Source organism: Chitinophaga niabensis, from assembly GCF_900129465.1.
Taxonomy (GTDB): domain Bacteria; phylum Bacteroidota; class Bacteroidia; order Chitinophagales; family Chitinophagaceae; genus Chitinophaga; species Chitinophaga niabensis.
This window is the reverse complement of sequence record NZ_FSRA01000001.1, coordinates 3794374-3813916: the sequence shown is the minus strand read 5'-3', so window position 1 is coordinate 3813916 and position 19543 is coordinate 3794374. Positions and strand designations below refer to the sequence as shown.

The following is a 19543-nucleotide window of genomic DNA, read 5'->3' as shown; positions in this document are numbered from 1 at the left end:
GGGTATATTAAATTCCAAAAAGTTGTTTCAGTGCCATCCATAATTTCCCTTTCGAAGTTTTGTCAGTTGCAATTTGTTGCAAATGGTCCGAATACAACACGGGGATCTGTAAATGCGTCTCCAGCCGGTAGGGCTGCATCGGCGGGAGGCCCAGCGTTTCAGGGGGAATAGCGAAAAAGATGCATTGCTGTGCAGGTATCAGTTGTTTATAGTCCGCCAGCGTTAAACCGGGATATTGTGCAACATTTACCAATGCAACTTCCTGCATGCCGAGCTTGCATGCACTCAATATATTTGTCAGCAGATTGAACAATTCATCGTTCAAATACGCTTCGCTTTCGTTTTGTATAAGCAGTAATACGTTTTTTTGATTTTCGCCTAAATATTTCACTTTGGGCAATGCTTTCTCCACTGCAGGTTGCGCGCTCCGCATCTCCGGAATGATAGGCTGGTTGTACATTTGCGCCAACAGGTAAGGATCCAGTTGCAATTGCTCTAGGCTCATAAATATATTGTTATGGTTTAATATGACGATCCCATGTAAGGGAAAAAACGTTTATTTGCGGATCGTTCGGTGGAACGAACCTGCTTTGAAAGTTCAAAAATATTGAGATAAAACTAATAAACCATGATGGTAGCAGACTATCCCACCGCTAAATCTACAGTAATGGAAGAGGCGAAACGGAAGATAAAGGTAACCAAAACAACAAAGAGCCGCTTAAGTGAATTGGATTTTTCTAACCTGGCTTTTGGCAAGAAATACGCGGACCACATGTTAGTGGCCGATTTTGACGGAAAAGAATGGAAGAACGCAGAGATCATCCCTTTTCAAAACCTGAGTGTAAGCCCCTCCAACGCCGCCTGGCACTATGGGCAGGCAATCTTTGAAGGGATCAAAGCATATAACGACCAGGAAGGCAATCCCATGATCTTCCGCCCGTACGATAACTATGCCCGTTTTAACAAGAGTGCTGAGCGTATGGGTATGCCCGAAGTACCTGAATGGCTTTTTGTGGGTGGTATGGCTATGCTGATCGACCTGGACAGGGGATGGGTGCCTTCCAATGAAGGATGTTCCCTTTACCTGCGTCCGTTCATGATCGCTGCAGATGAGTTCATCGGAGTGCGTCCTTCTGATACTTACAAGTTCGCTATCATCAATTCCCCTTCAGGGCCATATTTTAATAAACCTATTCACCTGCTGGTGCAGGATAAATATGTACGTGCTTTCCCCGGCGGGGTTGGTTATGCCAAAGCTGCCGGTAACTATGGAGGGGCCATGTACCCTACTATGCAGGCTAAAAAGCAGGGCTACGACCAGATCCTCTGGGTAGATGGCTTTGACTATAAATACCTGCAGGAATGTGGTACCATGAACGTATTTGTGATCATTGGCAACCGGGCCATCACGCCGGACCTCACCAACGGCACCATCCTGGCCGGCGTTACCCGCGCCAGTGTAATGGATGTGTTGGCGGATATGGGTTTTGAAGTGGAAGAACGCCCTATTTCCATTGAGGAAGTAGTAACCGCCTGGAAAGAGGGCACCCTCCGGGAAGTATTCGGCACAGGCACCGCTGCCAGCGTGGCCTATGTGGAACAGTTGGACTATAAGGAGCATAAGATCTCCCTGGATACCACTAAATACGCGGTAGGTGCAGAGGTGATCGAACGCCTGGATGCTATCCGTACAGGTAAAGTGGAAGATGTGAAAGGATGGAATTATAGGATCTAAAAGTTAATATAATATTATATACAGTTGAAAAGGCTGCCTTCGGGCAGCCTTTTTGCGTTTGTAAGAAGCAGCATCCTGGCCTATTCTTATATCATTCCTATATCATAGTTCCAGCATTCCTATATCGCTCCTATAACATTCCTATATCCAAACGATATAGGAATGCTGGTAGAATGCTATAGGAATGCGCCTTCAGCGATATAGGGATATAGAAAGATAAGACCTCAATAATAAGCACATATTAGCGCTGCCCGCTCTTTTTGATTGAAAATGAATTGTTTACATAAAAGAGCGTTGATTTTTTAATACTTCTGAGAGGATTTCCTGACCTTTGCTCTTCAAAACAGGCTAAATAATGACCGTTACCGAATTCAAAGCATCTTTAGCTAAGGCAACCCCGCCATCGGGATTACCACTTTTATTGGAGGCTTTATGGTGGGATGGGAAGGATGATTGGGAGCGGTCTCATACCATAGCCCAGGATATCAGCACAAAGGATGGGTCCTGGGTACATGCTTACCTGCACAGGAAGGAAGGGGACCAGGGAAATGCTGCCTATTGGTACGCCAGGGCAGGCAGATCTATGCCGGGAGGGGCATTGGAAGCCGAATGGGAATTGATTGTGAAGGCTTTATTGGAAGAAAGTGGCCGTTAAGCATGATTTTTTGGAAATTTCTTCCCGGACAATTTTGTATTCTAATTAGTAAGTGATACCTTTGCCGTCCCAAATTCTCATACTGAGATATTTGGCTGACATTGTAAACCAGCAAGAAAAATAAACTAGGTAAGAATGCCTACAATACAGCAATTAGTAAGAAAAGGAAGAGAAATTATCAGGGCTAAGTCCAAGTCCAGAGCATTGGATGCTTGTCCTCAGCGCCGTGGCGTTTGTACCCGTGTGTACACTACCACTCCGAAGAAACCGAACTCTGCTTTGCGTAAAGTAGCTAAGGTGCGCTTGACAAACAAAGTAGAGGTGATCGCCTATATTCCGGGTGAAGGCCACAACTTGCAAGAGCACTCCATCGTTCTGATCCGTGGCGGAAGGGTAAAAGATCTACCAGGTGTACGTTATCATATCGTACGTGGTTCATTGGATACCGCTGGTGTGAAGGACAGGAAACAGAGCCGTTCCAAATATGGTACTAAGAAGGAAAAGGCTAAGAAATAATTAATTAAAAAGTCGAAATTTTTCTAATAAATGAGAAAGCAAGCTGCGAAAAAATTACCCCTGGCTCCGGATCCCAGGTTCCAGGATAAACTGGTAACTCGTTTTGTGAATAACATCATGGAACAAGGAAAAAAGAGCATTGCCTATAAAATATTCTACGACGCCGTTGACCGCGTTAGCCAAGCAACTAACGAAAATGGTTACGATGTTTGGAGAAAAGCATTAACTAACGTAACTCCTGCTGTTGAAGTTCGTAGCCGCCGTATCGGTGGTGCTACCTTCCAGATCCCTGCAGAGGTTCGTGCTGACAGAAAAGTGTCTTTGAGCATCAAATGGCTCGTGCGCTATGCTGGTGAAAGAAACGGTAAGAGCATGGCTGAGAAACTGGCTAATGAGATCATCGCTGCCAGCAAAGGTGAAGGCGCTGCATTCAAGAAGAAAGAAGATACACACCGTATGGCTGAAGCCAACAAGGCTTTCTCTCACTTCAAAGTGTAGTATTTTTCAGAATATATTTAAGCGAACATTCCTGCAAAGGGATGTTCGCTTTTTTTGTGCCTTCTTTGGGAGGTGTTTTTCACGGCATACTTAAGTGAACATTTTTTTGTCCTCTTTGGGAGGGTGTTTTTCACGGCATACATAAGTGAACCTTTTTTTTGTCCTCTGAGGGAGGGTGTTTTTCACGGCATACTTAAGTGAACATTTTTTTTGTCCTCTTTGGGAGGTATTTTTCAGCATATATTTAAGGAATACCCCTTCGGAAGAATGTTTGATTTTTTATGCCTTTTGTGGAAGGCATTTTTCTTTTCCCCTTGAAAGGAAGTACTTTCGCCGCCCCTGCCCAAAAATATTCAACCGCCGAAGTGAGTGACACAACGGCGGCTGAGCGATAGAAAAAAGCTGACCCCATAATATTTTACTCCCCCCTCAAGCTACGCACCGGGTTGGTCAACGCCGCTTTCACGGAATGGAAACTAACCGCCGCCAGGGCTATCAGGATGGCTGAGAGAATGGCAATCACGAATACACTCCAACTGATGTCGATCCGGTAGGCAAACTCCTGCAGCCACTTGTTCATGATCCACCAGGCCACCGGTAAGGCCAGTACATTGGCGATCAATACCAGTTTCAGGAAATCCTTCGAGAGCAAAGCCACTATGCTTGTTACAGTAGCACCCAGTACTTTCCGTACACCAATTTCCTTTGTGCGCTGTTCAGCGGTGAAAGTGGCCAGACCAAACAGGCCCAGGCAGGCTACGAAAATAGTCAGGCTGGCAGAGATACCCAGGATCAGGGCTATCTTTTGTTCCGCTTCGTAAGTTGCCTTAAAACGTTCATCCAGGAAGGAATAGTTTAGCGGGGCAGCTGCCTTGAGATCATTCCATGTTTTATTCATGTCCGCCAGCAAGCCGGAGATATCTTTTGTTTTCGCTTTCACGATCATGGTACCGTTGTAACTGGCCAATACCATCACCAGCGGAGAGATCTGCTCGTGGAGGGACCTGAAATGAAAATCTTTCACGATGCCGATCACATGGTAAGTGACTTTATCTGTACCAGCCTTATTATGGGAGCGGGTGATCGTTTGGCCCAGGGCATTCTGTGTATCCCAGCCCAGCGCTTTTACGGCCGCTTCATTAAGGATGGCACCAGTTGAATCTGTGCCATAGTTCCTGGAGAAATTACGGCCCGCTATCACCTGCATGCTCATGGTAGGGATGTAGCTGTCATCCACATCGTACCGCAGGGTTTTGATCTGCTCTGCCTGCTCTTTGGCATAAACAAAGAAGTTATTGTTATAGGTAGGGCCTGCGGGAAGATAACCGGAAGTACTGATGTTCACCACCCGCGGGTCCTGCAGCAGCCGTTCCCTGAAGGCATTTTCATTAACACCCAGCCGGGAGGTTTCCGGCAGCACGATCACCTGGTCCCGCTCGTACCCCAGCTTTTTGTTCTGGATGTACGTGAGCTGTTGATACACTACCACCGTTCCTACGATGAGTATAATAGAAACGGCAAACTGGAAAACCACCAGGCCGCTCCGCAAACCCATCGTGGCCTTGCCACCTGTAAACCTGCCTTTCAGCACTTTAACAGGATTGAAAGAAGAAAGCATGAAGGCAGGATAACTACCGGCCAGTACGCCTACAAATAAACCGAAAAGCAGCAGGGAAGGGATCAGCCAGGGATTAGTGGTTAAGCCGAGACGGAGTTCTTTTCCGGTAAGGTGATTGAAAACAGGCAGGGCTAAATACACCAGTACCAGGCCTAATATCATGGCAAAAGCGGTGAGCAGGATAGATTCCAGCAGGAACTGGCGTACCAGGTCTGTTTTTGCGGAACCGAGCACTTTTCGTATACCTACTTCCCTGGCGCGTTTGGAGGCACTGGCGGTAGAAAGGTTCATGAAATTAATACAGGCGATCAGGAGCATGAATATTGCCACGGCACCAAAAATATACACGTAACGCATATCCCCGGTAGGCTCCAGTTCCGTCATGGGCATCAGGTTCGAGCGCAGGTGGATATCTGTGAGCGGTTGAAGGTACAGGCCAATGTCGTTCCCCTTTTTGCGGAATTCAGCCAGCGTAAAACCCATGGACTGGTGCAATTGCGGGCCCATGTATTTCTCTACCACTTGTGGTAGTTTGGCTTCCAGTTTTTGCCAGGCGATGCCAGGTTTCAGGAGGAGGTAGGTGAAATAACCGGAAATCATCCATGAATCAGAACTTTGATCGGGTAAACTCGCCATGGAAAGAAAAAGGTCAAAATGAAAGTGAGCATTCACGGGAATGGCTTTCATTACCCCGGTCACTTTATAGGCCTTCTGCTCGTTTTTTATTTCCAGTAACTGGCCAATGGGATCTTCCCGTCCAAAATACTTTTGTGCCACGGCCTCCGATATCACGATGGTGTTGGGTTCCAGCAGGGCCGTTCCAGGATCCCCTTTCACAAAAGGAAGGGTGAATACGCTGAATAAACTGGCATCTGCAAAGGCCAGGGCCTCTTCTTTAAAACTTTTTTCTTTATGGCTGAAAGTGGCAGCACCTGCGTTCCGGATGCGGGTGGCGGCTTCTACTTCGGGATAATCTTTCAATAAGGTCTGTGCCGTAGGAGGCATTACATTAGCTTCTTTCATAGCCTGCCCCTGCACCGAACCTTTAAATACAACCCTTACGATCCTGTCTGCCTTTTCATTGTGGCGGTCGTAACTCCATTCATTCTTTATAAAAAGCATGATCACCAGGCAGATGGCAATGCCCATGGCCAGGCCTGAGATATTGATGGCTGTAAATATTTTATTCCTCAACAGATTACGAAAAGCGAGCTTGAAATAATTGCGGATCATGCACTTGTTTTAAATGGTATTGACAGCTGCTGCCCAAAGGTAATGCCAGATAGCAATGGTGTTAGTAATCAACGATTTAAAAGAAGGATTTTTTAGTTTCCTGTCCGGTTTTGATACATGAATTGTTCACTATTGAAATTGTCGCAAATCAGCCCGTAGATTGACGTATATGCACCCTGTTAAAGTACTTTTGCCCGGCTACATTTGTATCATGGTAGAAGTATTTAAAACCAATGTAAGGGAACCCATCTTTGCTTACAAACTGGTAGATCAGATCCATCAGCGGTATGCTGATTACAAAGCCAATTTCGATCTCGAAGATTGCGACAGGATCTTGCGTGTGAAATGCACAACAGGCCCTGTTCACGCTTCCGGACTGATAGCGCTGTTGAATGAATGGGGATTCAAAGCTGAAGTATTGCCGGATGAAATTATTCAGACCGGAGGCTTCGCACGGGATTGGTCATCGCAGCCGCGATGGACTGGATGCTTACGGCAACGAATGCTATCACAATAGCTATTCCTCCCGCCAGTATAAATGTACCTGCCCCCAGGTGAATACGATAGGCAAAATCCTTCAGCCAGTTATTCATCACTATCCATGCAGGGCTGCCGCATGTTCTTCTTTTTTAAACTTCAGCCAGATACCACCACCATACCAGCTGCTTATGGTTGAATGGATTCACGTAGCGAGCCGTAATGATAATCCTTTACTACGCCAACGGAAAAAAAGGAGGCTGCTCCTCACGGAACAGCCTCGCCACATAATCCAGACATTAACCTTCACTCAAGCGTTTAGGTCTGCCATATCAGATCCATTATTTTACATTCACCAGCACTTTGATCTTCCCATTACCGGAAGCCAGTTCCTGCAATGCTTTGCCGATCACCTGGCCGGGCTTCACCTTTTCAGGATCGGCCTTCATGGCATAACCGGGTTTACTGGCAGTAACGAGCAGGTCACCACGTTTGATAACACCGCCTTCGTCACATACTTTAGTGGGGATCACACCTACTACGCCTAAAGGCACCTGGTCCGTGATATCATCTACCCCCTCTCTTTCTGTAAGCAATACACCTGGTTTAGTGGCGTATACGCCTGCTACGAGGGCAGAATAAGGTCCGGATGATTTTTCCATAGCCCTGTCCTGAGACGTCGAGATCACCAGTACATCGCCTGGTTCATAGGCATTCATTGGGCCAGTCACATCAAATGCTTCCGCAATATCCGCACCGCTATTCTGTGTGCCATCATTGAAGAAACCGCGGCCTGCTGAGTTAATCCTAGCTACGTTCACTGTTCCTGGGTTCCCGCTTTTGAACACAGCAATTGATCCGTTGCTGTGTTGTTCAACAGTGAGTACAGGATTGATATTGCCCGTATTGTAATTCACCAGGCGTGCAGCTCTGCCGTTGCCGAAGTTGGGTACCCAGGCATACAGTGCGCTACCTGTACCATCTGCTGTAGTTTCCACACCATCCCCGGTGTTGGAGGCGTTGGCGGTAATACCATTACCGTTACCATCAGCTATTGCGATGAGGGCAGGGCCATTACCTGCAGGGTTGGAAGCATGGAACAGGCCGGCGAAGCCACCGGTACCTGAACTGACACCGTAGATACCGGCGGTACCAAAGTTGGCAAATTGGGAGTTCACTTCTCCTCGTACGGCAGGAGATGTACCGGTTACTTTATCCACTTTGAAGTTGCCTGCAATACCATTACCTACGGTGGTTACCGTGATCACATCACTGGTGTTGCTTTCGTTGAAGATATTGAAACGTCCGGCCCTGCCCGTGGCAAAAGTAGGTACCCAGGCGTAAAGGGCGTTGCCGCCGCCATCAATATTGGTTTCTACACCATTTCCATCCTTGCTGGCATTAGCGGTGATGGCGTTACCATTCCCGTCCTGGATGGCCACCAGGGCGTGGCCGTTACCTGTTGCATTGGATGAGTGGAAAAGGCCTGCAAATCCGCCGGTTCCGGAGGAAATACCAAAGATCCCGGCTGCGCCGAAGTTGCCGAAGATGGTTTTTACTTCACCCCGTACTGCCGCAGCAACGCTGTTGGTATTATTTACCAGGAAGGAAGCGGCATTACCTTTTGTATTATCGGGAATATTACCGTTACCGTTGGTTTCCACTTCCAGGGTGTTACCCACGGTATTGGTGTTATTGAAGTTTTCAAAGCGGCCTGCCCTTCCGGTACTATTATTTAACCCTACCTGGCCCAATACGCCAACACCTGTACCAGTGGCATTGGTGGCAATAAAGCCTCTCACGCCATAGCCGCCGCCATCATTCCGGCCTACCACTGCACCTGCGATATTGCTGGTGGTGATACCTACTACCGCTTCGCCGGCGCCATTATTATAACCGATTACGCCGGCTGCCGTTTGTACTTCCGTGGTTCCCCGCACGCCATGGCTTCCGGCGCTGCTGGCATTTACAGCTGTACCATTTCCCGTGGAGCTGGAATTTATCACGGTTCCATTACCTACAGAGGAAACAACGAGGGCATTGTTGTTATTAGCGTTGTTGAAGATGGAAATACTGGCCGGAATACCGTTGTTACTGGTAGCTTGTAAACCAGTTCCCGTATTACTGTTGGCATATACGCCAAACCCGTTGGCTGAAGCGTTACCATATACCCCAAGGCCGTTTGGCGTTGTGCCATAAACGCCCCAGCCGGAGCCATTCTGTGAGCCATAAACACCAACGCCTAATCCGCCGGTGCCGTTATTTATACCACGCACGCCGGCAGAGAATCCACCGGGAGAGGTGCTGCTAACGATCCCACGGATGGAAGCAATGTTACTGGTGGCGGTATTGTTCACACCTTCCAGCGAGGTGCCGTCTCCGGAGTTGGTGATGGAAAACAGGGTAGCAGGGTTATTTTCGTTGGCTACGTAAGGGAGCACGAAAGCACCTACCACGCTACCGGGTGCCCATTCCACACCATTGAACTTCAATACCTGGTCTGCCACAGGTGCAGCATTATTTACAGCTTTGCCTTGTATCTGCGCAACAACAGGGTTAGGATATGAACCGGTAAGATCTCCACCAGCGGGAGCACCTACAATCGAGCCAGCAGGGCCGGCAGGACCAACCGGACCAATTGGGCCAATTGGGCCAGCGGGGCCGGCAACACCGGGAGCACCGGGAGCTCCTGCAGGGCCAACTGCACCAGGAAGCCCCATTGGTCCTATCGGGCCAGGAACACCCGCAGGGCCGGCAGGCCCCACAGGACCTACTGCACCGGCAGGGCCAGCGGCACCAACAGGCCCGGCAGGACCAGCAGGGCCGGCGGGACCAGCAGGACCGGCAACACCATTGGCTGCAAATTGTGCGAAGGGCACACTCATCAGCTGGTTAGTTCCTAATGTGGTAAAACCACCACCCGGGTTTACTTCCACTTGCAGATACTGGTTAGCAGCTACCCATGGCACACCGGCAAAAGTTCCGGTAACAGGGGTACCACGGCCTACCTGTAAAGTAAAGAGACCAATTGCGTTAGTGCTGGTAGTATGTGTTTCCTGGTACTGCACCGGGCCGGCAGCAGATCCGCCGCGGATTGAGAACCTCACCGTGAGGTTCTGATTAGCGGCAATGGTCCCGTTGGCATTGCGTGCCACTGCCTGGTAGTTGATACCTGAAAGCCCGTTTTGCGCAAAGGTTTCCTGGGCCACCAGCATGAGTAAGAATATAGTAAGGGTTAATAGTTTTTTCATGATGATCAGTTTTTGGGTTTTTGTTCTGTTTCCTGTTGTTCCAGTTTAGGTGCTAAAGTTTTAGTTCGTATGGTGGCCTGCTGTTCCTTCATCTCTTTATCTGCTTCTGTCAGGCTTTTGGAAGAGCCCAGCTGTTTGGTTTCCAGTTTAGCGGCAGGAGCCGTGGCTGGAGCTGCACCACCACCGGTGGTTTTAAAGATCCTGTCCCGCAGTGCTTTGGGGCTGGTGATCAATGCTTCAGATGGTTTTGCTCCCAGCGGCTGTATTGTACCTTTTAACCTGATCTGATCTTTTGCATAATCGGGGAAAAGGATGTCCCGGGTCTTTTGTTGTGCATGGGCTGCTGAAAGGCCCATCACCAGTAAAACGGTTATTAAGAAAGTGATTGATTTCATGAGTGAGAGGTTTAACGGTCTGTGAAAGGTGTGTATAACAGAGTGAATTTTAAACTTTTACGTTGCAGCAGGCTTGTTCCGGTAGGCATCTGGTAAGACATATCTACCTGGAAGCCCTGGATATTTACGCCGATCCCTGCCGCAAAATGCTGGCGGTTACCCTTATTCGGATGCTCGTAGAAATAACCTGCGCGCACAAAGAACTTGCGCTGGTAGGCATATTCAAGCCCGGATGCGATCGTAAACTCGCGGATCTCTTCGCCGAAGCCGCCCGGCGCATCCCCAAAGGAGGAGAAGATAGATTCCACGATGCCGCGGTTGGGATCTTTCCCTTTTTCAATTTCGCTGGTGGGATTACCACCAGCATCCAGCTTGTAGATAGGAGGGGTAGGCACCAGGAGTTTGTTGACATCCACTGCTACGGTGAACTGGTGTTCCTGCGTATGCACAAAAGAATAACCGCCACCAATCCGCAGGTTCATGGGAAGGAAGGATTTACGGTTGTTATCGTCCGTATACTTCAGCTTGGTACCCAGGTTAGTAAAACTGATCCCCCAGCAATAGCGGTTGCCATAATCGATATGGTCAGTAAAACCCTGGTAATACAGTCCTATATCGCCTGCAAAAGAGGAAGCGGGCTTTTGTTCCAGGCCATTATAGGTACCGGAACCAAGCTCGCTGCGGATGTACCGCAGCGACACGGCAACCGCCAGCTTTTTGGAGAGCTTTCTGGCGTAACTTCCGTCGATAGCGTATTCTCTCGGGCGATATTGTTGCAGTTCCATACCATTATCGTCCCGGAAGGTTACTTCTCCGTGGTTGAAATATTTAACGGAAAACCCGATGCCTTCCATGTCGTTAAAGGTTTTGAAGGCAGATACATAGCCCATATGGGTTTTACTTTCATTCAGATCATACATCCAGGGGGAATAGGAGGCGCTGACACCCCAGCTTCCGGCGAATGGGATCTTGGCAGCATTACCGAAAAGGGCATTGGCATCCGGCTCAATGCCGGTAACCGCATCCCCCATACCGCTGCTGCGGGCATCCGGGTTGACGAGTAAGAATGCTGCGCCTATGTTCATAGGCTGTTGTTGCGTTTTCTGAGCCAATAAAGGATGAACGGCTCCTATACAACAAAGCACTAACAGCAATAGCTTATGCTTCATGATGAATATTTTAAACATTTTGAATAGAGCGCTTACTGAACAATGAGTTTTTCAGTATAGATCATACCGCCCGCTTTAATGATCACCGTGTAGATCCCCGCGGCAAGTTTATCTACCGGTGTGGGGATGGTTACCTTACCTGCTCCGTAGACCCGTCTTTCTGAATAGATCACCTGGCCGGCGGTATTCACCAGCATGAGGGTGATCATATTTTCAGTAAGCAGGTTGAACTGCATCCTGGCCGTAGTGGAGGCGGGGTTGGGAAAGAGGATAAAATCCATAAGGGGGTTAACTCCCGGTGCCAAAGGGGGAAGGATCTCAGGTTGCTGAAATCCCTGGGATAACATCCAGCTGCCTGCGGCGATGGTGGCTACGGCGGGTTCGCCGATCGTGTAGTCGAAGGTGATGCCACCGGCCGTACCGGTGCCTCCGCTACTGGCTGCAACATCACGGACCAGTACCAGCTGGGCGCTCGTGGGCAGCCATGCTATTGCCATAAGCACGGCAATAAGCAGATACTTTGTAAAAAGATGCTTCATGAGTGTGAGGTTAATGAGTGAAAATGGAAAATGCTGAATATAGAGGGCCTGCATGCAGAGCTGCATGTCAAAACAAACTGTAAATAATTGATACTAAATGCTCCTGACTATTGGTTATACATACCTGTAAGCATGCGCCGCCCTGCATCGGGAAGTGTATTTTGGGGTTCCCGTGCGTTTTGTGTTAATCGGTTTTAGTCGTTAAATATGCTACTTAGAAATTGGGGTTCAAATTCAGCCTAGAACGCAATAAAGGTAGATAAAAAACGTTTCCGGCCAACAATAGGAGCCCCTAATTTAGCATTTGGTAGATTTTGGATGATGATTGGCTGAATTTTGAAAGCAGCCGGAGGATCATGGATTTAACAATTTGACATTAAATCCATCTTTATTAATTGATTTAAAAAGACTACCTTTGCCCCCCAAATTGCATTACTTATAGTCATTTTACTTTTATGGCAGACTTAAGATTTCAAAGAAACTTTGGTATTGCGGCTCACATCGATGCCGGTAAAACCACTACCACAGAGCGTATCCTGTATTATACAGGGAAGACCCACAAAATCGGTGAGGTTCACGAAGGGGCAGCTACCATGGACTGGATGGCGCAGGAGCAGGAGAGAGGTATTACCATTACATCTGCTGCTACTACCTGTTTCTGGAACTTCCCGACTCAACAGGGACAGCCTACGCCTGATACAAAGAGCTTCAAATTCAATATCATTGATACTCCCGGCCACGTGGACTTCACCGTTGAGGTGGAACGTTCCCTGCGTGTTCTGGATGGTCTGGTAGCATTATTCTGCGCTGTATCCGGCGTTGAACCTCAGTCTGAAACTGTATGGCGCCAGGCTAACAAGTACAAGGTACCCCGTATCGGTTTCGTTAACAAAATGGACCGTTCCGGTGCTGACTTCCTGAACGTGGTAAAACAGGTGAAGGAAATGCTCGGTGCAAACCCTGTGCCCCTGACCCTGCCTATCGGCGCTGAAGATAGCTTCAAAGGCGTGGTAGACCTGATCACCATGAAAGGTATCATCTGGGATGAAGAAGGTAAAGGTGCTACTTACCAGGAAATTGCTATCCCTGCGGACATGCAGGCGGAAGCAGAAGAATGGAGAGCGAAACTCGTGGAAGCAGTAGCTGACTACGATGAAACTTTGCTGGAGAAATTCTTCGAAGATCCTAATTCTATTTCTGAAGACGAGATCCATAACGCTATCCGTAAAGCCACAATCGATATGGCGATCATCCCGATGATGTGCGGTTCTTCCTTCAAGAATAAAGGTGTTCAGAAGATGCTGGATGGCGTTTGCCGTTACCTGCCTTCTCCGCTGGACGTTGAATCTGTAAAAGGTATCAACCCTGATAATAATGAAGAAATTGAGCGCCATCCGAACGCAAAAGAACCTTTTGCTGCCCTGGCATTCAAGATCGCTACCGATCCTTTCGTAGGTCGTCTGGCATTCTTCCGGGTTTATTCAGGCCGCCTGGACGGTGGTTCTTACGTACTGAACACCCGTACCGGCAAGAACGAGCGTATCAGCCGTATCATGCAAATGCACGCTAACAAGCAAAACCCGATCGACTTCATCGAAGCCGGTGATATCGGAGCAGCTGTTGGTTTTAAAGATATCAAAACAGGCGACACATTGTGCGCGGAAGATCATCCGATCATCCTTGAGTCAATGACGTTCCCTGAGCCCGTTATCCACGTAGCTATCGAGCCTAAAACTCAGGCAGACGTTGATAAAATGGGTCTGGCCATCTCTAAGCTGGTAGAAGAAGATCCTACCCTGAGAGCAAGGACAGATGAAGAAACCGGCCAAACCATCCTGAGTGGTATGGGTGAGCTTCACCTGGAGATCATCGTAGACCGTATGCGTCGCGAGTTCAAGGTAGAAGTGAACCAGGGTGCGCCGCAGGTTGCTTACAAAGAAGCGTTCACCAAAGTTGTTGAACACCGCGAGGTTTACAAGAAACAAACAGGTGGTCGTGGTAAGTTTGCGGACATCCAGATCGAGATCGGACCTGCTGATGAAGCATGGCTGAAAGAGAACGAAGGCAAGAGCTTCCAGTTTGTGAATGATGTATTTGGTGGAGCCATCCCTAAAGAGTTCATTCCTGCGGTAGCAAAAGGCTTTGAAAACTCAATGGGTAATGGTGTACTGGCTAACTTCCCGCTCGTGAGCCTGAAAGTTCGTTTGTTTGACGGTTCTTTCCACGCGGTTGACTCTGATGCAATGTCCTTCGAGCTTTGCGCCAAATCAGCCTTCCGTGAAGCTGGTAGAAAAGCGAAACCAGTATTGCTGGAACCTATCATGAAAGTGGAAGTGACCACGCCTGACCAATACATGGGTGATGTTACGGGAGACCTTAACCGTCGCCGTGGTATGCTGGAAGGTATGGAATCACGCAATGGTGCACAGGTGATCAAAGCCAAAGTGCCATTGAGCGAAATGTTCGGATACGTAACGCAACTGCGTTCCCTGTCTTCCGGACGTGCTTCTTCCATCATGGAATTCTCTCACTATAACCCTGCACCGAACAACATCGCTGAAGAAGTGGTGGCTAAGGTGAAAGGTAAAGTGAACGCCTAAGCACAAGTTGATAGATAGAAATAAAGAAGGCCTTCCGGATTCCGGAGGGTCTTTTTTTTTGAGGCCTGCCTGTAACCATTTTGGCGCCTGCCCCGTCTTATAGCAGACCTCAAATAATAAAACCATGCGTAACCTCATTTATCTGTTCGCAGCCTGCGTGCTGCTGGCAACTGCCTGTAAAAAATCCCGAAACAACACCCCAAAACCTAAACTGGAGCGCCGTTCCCTCCAGGACAAGGAAGTAAGTTACCTGCATCCCCAGTTGATCAATATCGATGGAGATACGCTGCATGATGTGTATTTCGTAGTAGGCCTGATCAATGATTCGGAAGGGGTGCATGCGAAGTTCGCGGCGCTTGCCGTAAAACACGCAAAATTGCTGTCACAGCCGGATTCCGTTATTAAACTCACAAAAGGGGAAGTTATACCTGTGATCCCCGATCATCCGCGGGAATGGAATGGCTATGATACCTACCTCTGCGAGATACTCCTGCCGGCTGGTAATCCGGCGGATACTACCTGGCGGGGTGCCTGGACGGCGGCTAACCGGAAGTATATAGGCGTGCAGTTTATGATTGGCAATGAGCCTTACCTTGGATGGATCTCCGCATCGGTAGACACTGCGAGGGATTGTATGATCCTGCATGAAGCTGCCTGGCGGAAAGCCAGCGCAGGCAACATTCATGCAGGAGATCTGGAATAGTTATTCAGGTTTGCTGATCTGTACAGGAGATCTGAAATACTATTCAGGTTTGCTGATCTCAATGATCTTTCCGGCATTATCATCCGTGCAGATGTATACCCTGCCGGCAGGAGAGATGCAAAGGTCCCTTAACCGGCCGTACTGGTTAGTAAAGTAATTTTTGGTGCTGGCTATTGTTTTGCCATCCGCGCCAAGCTTTAGCTGGTACAGGGTCTGATTCTTCAGGCTCAGTACCAGCAGGGAGCCTTTCCACTGCGGAATGCGGTCGTTATTGTAATAATCCAGTCCGCAAAGGGCAAAGGTGCTGTTGCCGGTTGACCAGAGCGGTTCCTTTACGTTATTGGCAGTGCAGAAGGTGGCTTCGCCGCCGGGATTGCAGGGGCCCTCCACATTTGGCCATCCGTAATTACGCTGCTTTTCAATAATGTTCACTTCATCTTCTACGCCGGCCCCGTGTTCAGAGGTGTAAAGGATGCCATTGTTCATCACCATCCCCTGGGGATTGCGGTGACCATAACTCCATACAGCACTGCCCGGGAAGGGATTATCCGCCGGAATGGTGCCATCCAGGTTAATACGAAGCACTTTACCGCTAAGAGAGGTAGTGAGCTGCGCATTCGCCTGAACGCTCGCATCACCCGCTGTAATGAATAACTTACGGTCAGGGGTAATGAGCAGCCTGGAACCATTATGGATCCCCGCTGCCGGAATGTTGTCCAGCAGGATCACGGGATCTTTTAAAGTATTGTCCGCATACTGGTAACGTACCACCTTTTCCCGGTAGTTGCCGGCATTCCTGTAATTATACACAACGAACACCTGGGGAGTGGTGGTAAAGTCCGGATGAAGGACCATACCCAGCAAGCCACCTTCTCCATCAGAAACAGCATCCGGGATGGTGAGCAGAGGGCTGAGTGCGCCCGTTTTAGGGTTTACGCGGCTTACCTTGCCGTTGCGTTCCGTCATCCAGATAAAGTTATCAGGCCCCCAGAGGATCTCCCATGGCCGGGAAATACCCGTACCTACCACAACGCGGATATTATCCGTTGGCCAATCCGGGTCTTCCGGTGGGGGAGTAGTGGGGGAGTTGTTCTTTTTGCAGGCAAAGGCAAATATGCAGGCTGCAGTTGTGAGAAAGGCCAGGGTGGCCACAGATATGGTAACAGGTTTCATGCAGGTTTTATTTAAAAACGGATAATAAGGTAATTTATATATATAATGATCAAAATGTTTGCCACGTTATTTTTACCATGTTGAAAAATAATGTGCTGAGAGTCAACCTTTTTCAAATCCTCGTGTTAAGAAAGATGTTTAACCCCTCCCGCCTCTTTATCCCCTTGGCCAATGAAATCATGAGCAAGCATTCATCAAAAACACATATTATGAGAAAAATTGGTCACTTAACCCTTATTCTGGCTGCAGTATTATGTTCTACTGCCACGTTTGCACAAACCGAAAAAGGCAATATGCTGGTAGGCGCCAATTTAGGTAACATCGGAGGTACTTTTCAGAATGGAGCTAACAGGTTCAATTTGAATTTAACCCCCAAATTGGGATGGTTTATAAAAGACGACATTGCAATTGGCGGCGAGGTTAAACTTGGATTGTCAACAGGAGATGGTTCTACTGCCTTTACTTATGGTGTCGGGGCATTTGGCCGGTACTACATTAAAGACAAGAAGGTGGAAGTATCTAAAAGAGCGCGCTGGTTCCTGGAGGCTAATGCCGGTATTAACGGTGTGAATACAAAAGCCGGGGATATAAGCACCAACACCAATGGACTTGGAATAGGCTTTGGTCCCGGACTGGCCTATTTTATTACACCTAATGTAGGTCTTGAAGCATTGTTGAAATATGATCTGACAGTTGGTTTTGGCAGTTCCACTACAGCACATGCTGTTGGGGTTAATGTAGGTTTTCAGATCTATCTGCCTACATCAAAGGCTAAACAGATCTATCGGGAAGAACGCGCAAATATGAAGAAATAAGCCCCTTAAAAAGTAGATTATATATCACAAACAGGCTGTGTTCCCTGCATAAAAAGCGGGAGGCAGCCTGTTTCGCTTAGTGTTTGGGCAGTTCAAAGCGGATGATCACCTGGTGTTTGCTGGGTACTTTCCTGCCATCCAGCTCCGCGGGGATCCATTTGGGCATTTTCTCCACAATGCGGGTAGCCTCCTCTTCGAGGCCATAACCGATGGCATCACCGATCGTGGCAGCATTATCCACGCGCCCGTTGGCAAGGATCAGGAATTCTACCGTCACCGCCCCGGCAATGCCGGCACTTTTTGCCTCTTTAGGGTACTGGAGGTTCTTTCTGATAAAATAGGCCAACGCTTTACCGCCGCCCACGTACTGAGGTAACCGGGAGACTTCCGGGGTGGGTACATTATATGGCTTACGCATGCTGTTACCCAACTGTACATTCATGGGAATGGTGAGGTTAAGGTCCACCGGCTTTCCGTTCAGGGTGCCTGGTTTCCATTTGGGCATGCGGGAAAACAGGAGGAGCACCTCCCTGTCCAGTTGCTTGAACCCGGACGAGCGCCGGAGCTTTACACCGGTCACATAACCGGTATGTTCTACCGTGAAATCCACATATACCCTCACCAGGGTATCTTCCCGCAGGTTGAAGTAGGGCACGGTAAGGTTATAGTTAAGCCAGTTTCCCATATTACGGGAGCCGCCTGGGAATTCGGGGAGTACATCGGCTTTCAGTGCGATGAGTTCCTGTTCGAGGGCTTCTTCTAATTCTGCCTGGCTAAGGGGTATTGAGTCCTGGTTTTGGGCAAAAACAGGAAAATAAACAAACAGGCATAATACAATAGATAAAAACCGCATAGAAGAATGTAATGCCTTGGTAATAAAATGATTAAACAAATTGCTTACCTTGCAGCCGTTAACCTAAATAGCTTTAAAACTAAAGATTGGAACGCATAAAGTCAATATTCTCCAGAAATATACCTCAAAATATTTGTCATAAATAAAATAAAGCATACCTTTGCCCTCCCAAATTGTAAGGGGTAATAAAGAAGAAGTTCATTGCATATGTCTCAGAGAATTAGAATCAAGCTGAAGTCCTACGATCACAACCTGGTGGATAAGTCTGCCGAGAAGATCGTTAAAACCGTGCGTAACACGGGTGCCGTGGTAACAGGTCCAATTCCTTTACCAACAGAGAAGAAAATCTTTACGGTACTGCGTTCTCCGCACGTTAACAAAAAAGCGCGTGAGCAATTCCAACTGTGCACGCACAAGCGTTTGTTAGACATTTACACCTCTTCTTCCAGGACTGTAGACGCGCTGAGTAAGCTGGATCTGCCTTCCGGAGTAGAAGTGGAAATTAAAGCGTAGGTAACTAAGAGACCTCAGCAATGGCGGGCAAAAGGCCCGCCTGAGGTGTTTTGTGACAGAAGCAACAAACAATAGGCTACGCCTTCAGGGTAGCCGCCCAATAAACAGTATTTAAACCGCTCATCCTGAGGATAGCTAGAGATCCCTCAGGCGCTGGGCTAAATTATATAACACAATGAAAGGTATTATTGGTAAAAAGATTGGTATGACCAGTATCTTCGAGGCCAATGGTAAGCAAACTGCTTGTACCATTATCGAGGCTGGTCCATGCGTGGTTACCCAGGTGAAATCTCAATCATCTGACGGGTACGACGCTGTTCAGGTAGCTTATGGCGAGAAGAAAGTTAAGAACACTCCCAAGGCAGAACAAAATCACTTCGCGAAAGCACAAACCTCCCCTAAACGTTACGTAAAAGAATTCCGCAACCCGGACGCTGCTGTAGCTAAAGCACTTGGCGAAACTATCACCTGCGAGATCTTCGCTGAAGGTGAGAAGATCGACATTGTAGGCACTTCCAAAGGTAAAGGTTTCCAGGGTGTTGTTAAACGCCACGGATTCAGCGGTGTGGGTGAAGCTTCCCATGGTCAGCACGACCGTCAGAGAGCTCCCGGTTCTGTAGGTGGTTCATCTTATCCTTCCCGCGTTTTCAAGGGTATGCGTATGGCTGGCCAAATGGGTAATGAAAGAGTGAAAGTGAAAGGCCTGAAGATCCTGAAGATTTTCCCTGAGAAGAATTATATCCTGGTAAGTGGTTCCGTTCCCGGCCACATTGGTTCAATCGTTTTAATCCAGAAGTAAT

18 protein-coding genes are annotated in these 19543 nt (G+C 48.2%); 10 read left to right on the top strand and 8 right to left on the bottom strand.

What is annotated here, in order from left to right:
• Nucleotides 1–7: 7 nt before the first annotated feature.
• On the bottom strand, nucleotides 8–505 hold the full coding sequence (locus tag BUR42_RS15225; protein WP_143197458.1) for a hypothetical protein: 498 nt from the start codon (nucleotides 503–505) through the stop codon (nucleotides 8–10).
• 123 nt (nucleotides 506–628) lie between these two features.
• On the opposite strand from BUR42_RS15225, the gene BUR42_RS15220 reads away from it, so the two are divergent.
• From BUR42_RS15220 to rpsG, 4 genes are all read left to right on the top strand, one after another.
• Nucleotides 629–1735, top strand: a complete 1107-nt coding sequence (locus BUR42_RS15220) for a branched-chain amino acid aminotransferase (protein WP_234979678.1) — start codon at nucleotides 629–631, stop codon at nucleotides 1733–1735.
• 355 nt (nucleotides 1736–2090) lie between these two features.
• Nucleotides 2091–2390, top strand: a complete 300-nt coding sequence (locus tag BUR42_RS15215) for a hypothetical protein (RefSeq protein ID WP_074240041.1) — start codon at nucleotides 2091–2093, stop codon at nucleotides 2388–2390.
• 135 nt (nucleotides 2391–2525) lie between these two features.
• Nucleotides 2526–2906, top strand: a complete 381-nt coding sequence (gene rpsL / locus BUR42_RS15210) for a 30S ribosomal protein S12 (RefSeq protein WP_026751391.1) — start codon at nucleotides 2526–2528, stop codon at nucleotides 2904–2906.
• A gap of 30 nt (nucleotides 2907–2936) precedes the next feature.
• Nucleotides 2937–3404 (top strand): 30S ribosomal protein S7, encoded by a 468-nt coding sequence (rpsG, locus tag BUR42_RS15205; protein WP_074240040.1) that lies wholly within the window; start codon nucleotides 2937–2939, stop codon nucleotides 3402–3404.
• A 418-nt stretch (nucleotides 3405–3822) separates the two neighbouring features.
• On the opposite strand, the gene BUR42_RS15200 is transcribed toward rpsG, so the two are convergent.
• On the bottom strand, nucleotides 3823–6255 hold the full coding sequence (locus tag BUR42_RS15200) for an ABC transporter permease (RefSeq protein ID WP_074240039.1): 2433 nt from the start codon (nucleotides 6253–6255) through the stop codon (nucleotides 3823–3825).
• 211 nt (nucleotides 6256–6466) lie between these two features.
• Here BUR42_RS15200 and BUR42_RS15195 point away from each other — a divergent pair, with 211 nt between their 5' ends.
• Nucleotides 6467–6772: a hypothetical protein gene (locus BUR42_RS15195; RefSeq protein ID WP_074240038.1), complete on the top strand. Its 306-nt coding sequence runs from the start codon at nucleotides 6467–6469 to the stop codon at nucleotides 6770–6772.
• A 301-nt stretch (nucleotides 6773–7073) separates the two neighbouring features.
• Here BUR42_RS15195 and BUR42_RS15190 read toward each other — a convergent pair whose 3' ends face one another.
• Genes BUR42_RS15190 through BUR42_RS15175 form a run of 4 tightly spaced genes read right to left on the bottom strand, consistent with a single transcriptional unit; the run spans nucleotide 7074 to nucleotide 12086 of the window.
• Nucleotides 7074–9983: a beta strand repeat-containing protein gene (locus BUR42_RS15190; RefSeq protein WP_074240037.1), complete on the bottom strand. Its 2910-nt coding sequence runs from the start codon at nucleotides 9981–9983 to the stop codon at nucleotides 7074–7076.
• 5 nt (nucleotides 9984–9988) lie between these two features.
• On the bottom strand, nucleotides 9989–10378 hold the full coding sequence (locus tag BUR42_RS15185; RefSeq protein ID WP_143197457.1) for a hypothetical protein: 390 nt from the start codon (nucleotides 10376–10378) through the stop codon (nucleotides 9989–9991).
• 11 nt (nucleotides 10379–10389) lie between these two features.
• The gene (porV, locus tag BUR42_RS15180; RefSeq protein WP_074240614.1) at nucleotides 10390–11547 is read right to left on the bottom strand and encodes a type IX secretion system outer membrane channel protein PorV; all 1158 of its coding nucleotides are present in this window, start codon (nucleotides 11545–11547) and stop codon (nucleotides 10390–10392) included.
• Between the two features lie 32 nt (nucleotides 11548–11579).
• Nucleotides 11580–12086, bottom strand: coding sequence for a T9SS type A sorting domain-containing protein (locus BUR42_RS15175; RefSeq protein WP_159442277.1), 507 nt, complete (start codon nucleotides 12084–12086; stop codon nucleotides 11580–11582).
• A 455-nt stretch (nucleotides 12087–12541) separates the two neighbouring features.
• On the opposite strand from BUR42_RS15175, the gene fusA reads away from it, so the two are divergent.
• Together fusA and BUR42_RS15165 are read left to right on the top strand one after the other, a co-directional pair.
• Nucleotides 12542–14686, top strand: a complete 2145-nt coding sequence (gene fusA / locus BUR42_RS15170; RefSeq protein ID WP_074240034.1) for an elongation factor G — start codon at nucleotides 12542–12544, stop codon at nucleotides 14684–14686.
• Between the two features lie 124 nt (nucleotides 14687–14810).
• The gene (locus BUR42_RS15165) at nucleotides 14811–15389 is read left to right on the top strand and encodes a hypothetical protein (RefSeq protein WP_074240033.1); all 579 of its coding nucleotides are present in this window, start codon (nucleotides 14811–14813) and stop codon (nucleotides 15387–15389) included.
• A 39-nt stretch (nucleotides 15390–15428) separates the two neighbouring features.
• Here the strand turns inward: BUR42_RS15165 and BUR42_RS15160 are convergent, their stop codons facing one another.
• Nucleotides 15429–16562 (bottom strand): PQQ-dependent sugar dehydrogenase, encoded by a 1134-nt coding sequence (locus tag BUR42_RS15160; protein WP_084185579.1) that lies wholly within the window; start codon nucleotides 16560–16562, stop codon nucleotides 15429–15431.
• 209 nt (nucleotides 16563–16771) lie between these two features.
• Here BUR42_RS15160 and BUR42_RS15155 point away from each other — a divergent pair, with 209 nt between their 5' ends.
• Nucleotides 16772–17377, top strand: coding sequence for an outer membrane beta-barrel protein (locus BUR42_RS15155; protein ID WP_074240612.1), 606 nt, complete (start codon nucleotides 16772–16774; stop codon nucleotides 17375–17377).
• 76 nt (nucleotides 17378–17453) lie between these two features.
• Here BUR42_RS15155 and BUR42_RS15150 read toward each other — a convergent pair whose 3' ends face one another.
• Nucleotides 17454–18230, bottom strand: a complete 777-nt coding sequence (locus BUR42_RS15150; protein WP_074240032.1) for an energy transducer TonB — start codon at nucleotides 18228–18230, stop codon at nucleotides 17454–17456.
• Between the two features lie 207 nt (nucleotides 18231–18437).
• On the opposite strand from BUR42_RS15150, the gene rpsJ reads away from it, so the two are divergent.
• Nucleotides 18438–18743, top strand: coding sequence for a 30S ribosomal protein S10 (gene rpsJ, locus BUR42_RS15145; RefSeq protein WP_012789286.1), 306 nt, complete (start codon nucleotides 18438–18440; stop codon nucleotides 18741–18743).
• Between the two features lie 175 nt (nucleotides 18744–18918).
• The gene (rplC, locus tag BUR42_RS15140) at nucleotides 18919–19542 is read left to right on the top strand and encodes a 50S ribosomal protein L3 (protein ID WP_074240031.1); all 624 of its coding nucleotides are present in this window, start codon (nucleotides 18919–18921) and stop codon (nucleotides 19540–19542) included.
• Nucleotide 19543: the final 1 nt, after the last annotated feature.

Bases quoted from the DNA above. Each gene is read 5' to 3' on its own strand.
- rpsG (WP_074240040.1), top strand. From the start codon at position 2,937: ATGAGAAAGCAAGCTGCGAAAAAATTACCCCTGGCTCCGGATCCCAGG.
- BUR42_RS15155 (WP_074240612.1), top strand. From the start codon at position 16,772: ATGAGAAAAATTGGTCACTTAACCCTTATTCTGGCTGCAGTATTATGT.
- BUR42_RS15185 (WP_143197457.1), bottom strand. From the start codon at position 10,378: ATGAAATCAATCACTTTCTTAATAACCGTTTTACTGGTGATGGGCCTT.
- BUR42_RS15160 (WP_084185579.1), bottom strand. From the start codon at position 16,562: ATGAAACCTGTTACCATATCTGTGGCCACCCTGGCCTTTCTCACAACT.
- BUR42_RS15175 (WP_159442277.1), bottom strand. From the start codon at position 12,086: ATGAAGCATCTTTTTACAAAGTATCTGCTTATTGCCGTGCTTATGGCA.
- BUR42_RS15220 (WP_234979678.1), top strand. From the start codon at position 629: ATGATGGTAGCAGACTATCCCACCGCTAAATCTACAGTAATGGAAGAG.
- rpsL (WP_026751391.1), top strand. From the start codon at position 2,526: ATGCCTACAATACAGCAATTAGTAAGAAAAGGAAGAGAAATTATCAGG.
- BUR42_RS15195 (WP_074240038.1), top strand. From the start codon at position 6,467: ATGGTAGAAGTATTTAAAACCAATGTAAGGGAACCCATCTTTGCTTAC.
- BUR42_RS15200 (WP_074240039.1), bottom strand. From the start codon at position 6,255: ATGATCCGCAATTATTTCAAGCTCGCTTTTCGTAATCTGTTGAGGAAT.
- rpsJ (WP_012789286.1), top strand. From the start codon at position 18,438: ATGTCTCAGAGAATTAGAATCAAGCTGAAGTCCTACGATCACAACCTG.
- fusA (WP_074240034.1), top strand. From the start codon at position 12,542: ATGGCAGACTTAAGATTTCAAAGAAACTTTGGTATTGCGGCTCACATC.
- BUR42_RS15165 (WP_074240033.1), top strand. From the start codon at position 14,811: ATGCGTAACCTCATTTATCTGTTCGCAGCCTGCGTGCTGCTGGCAACT.
- porV (WP_074240614.1), bottom strand. From the start codon at position 11,547: ATGAAGCATAAGCTATTGCTGTTAGTGCTTTGTTGTATAGGAGCCGTT.
- rplC (WP_074240031.1), top strand. From the start codon at position 18,919: ATGAAAGGTATTATTGGTAAAAAGATTGGTATGACCAGTATCTTCGAG.
- BUR42_RS15215 (WP_074240041.1), top strand. From the start codon at position 2,091: ATGACCGTTACCGAATTCAAAGCATCTTTAGCTAAGGCAACCCCGCCA.
- BUR42_RS15190 (WP_074240037.1), bottom strand. From the start codon at position 9,983: ATGAAAAAACTATTAACCCTTACTATATTCTTACTCATGCTGGTGGCC.
- BUR42_RS15225 (WP_143197458.1), bottom strand. From the start codon at position 505: ATGAGCCTAGAGCAATTGCAACTGGATCCTTACCTGTTGGCGCAAATG.
- BUR42_RS15150 (WP_074240032.1), bottom strand. From the start codon at position 18,230: ATGCGGTTTTTATCTATTGTATTATGCCTGTTTGTTTATTTTCCTGTT.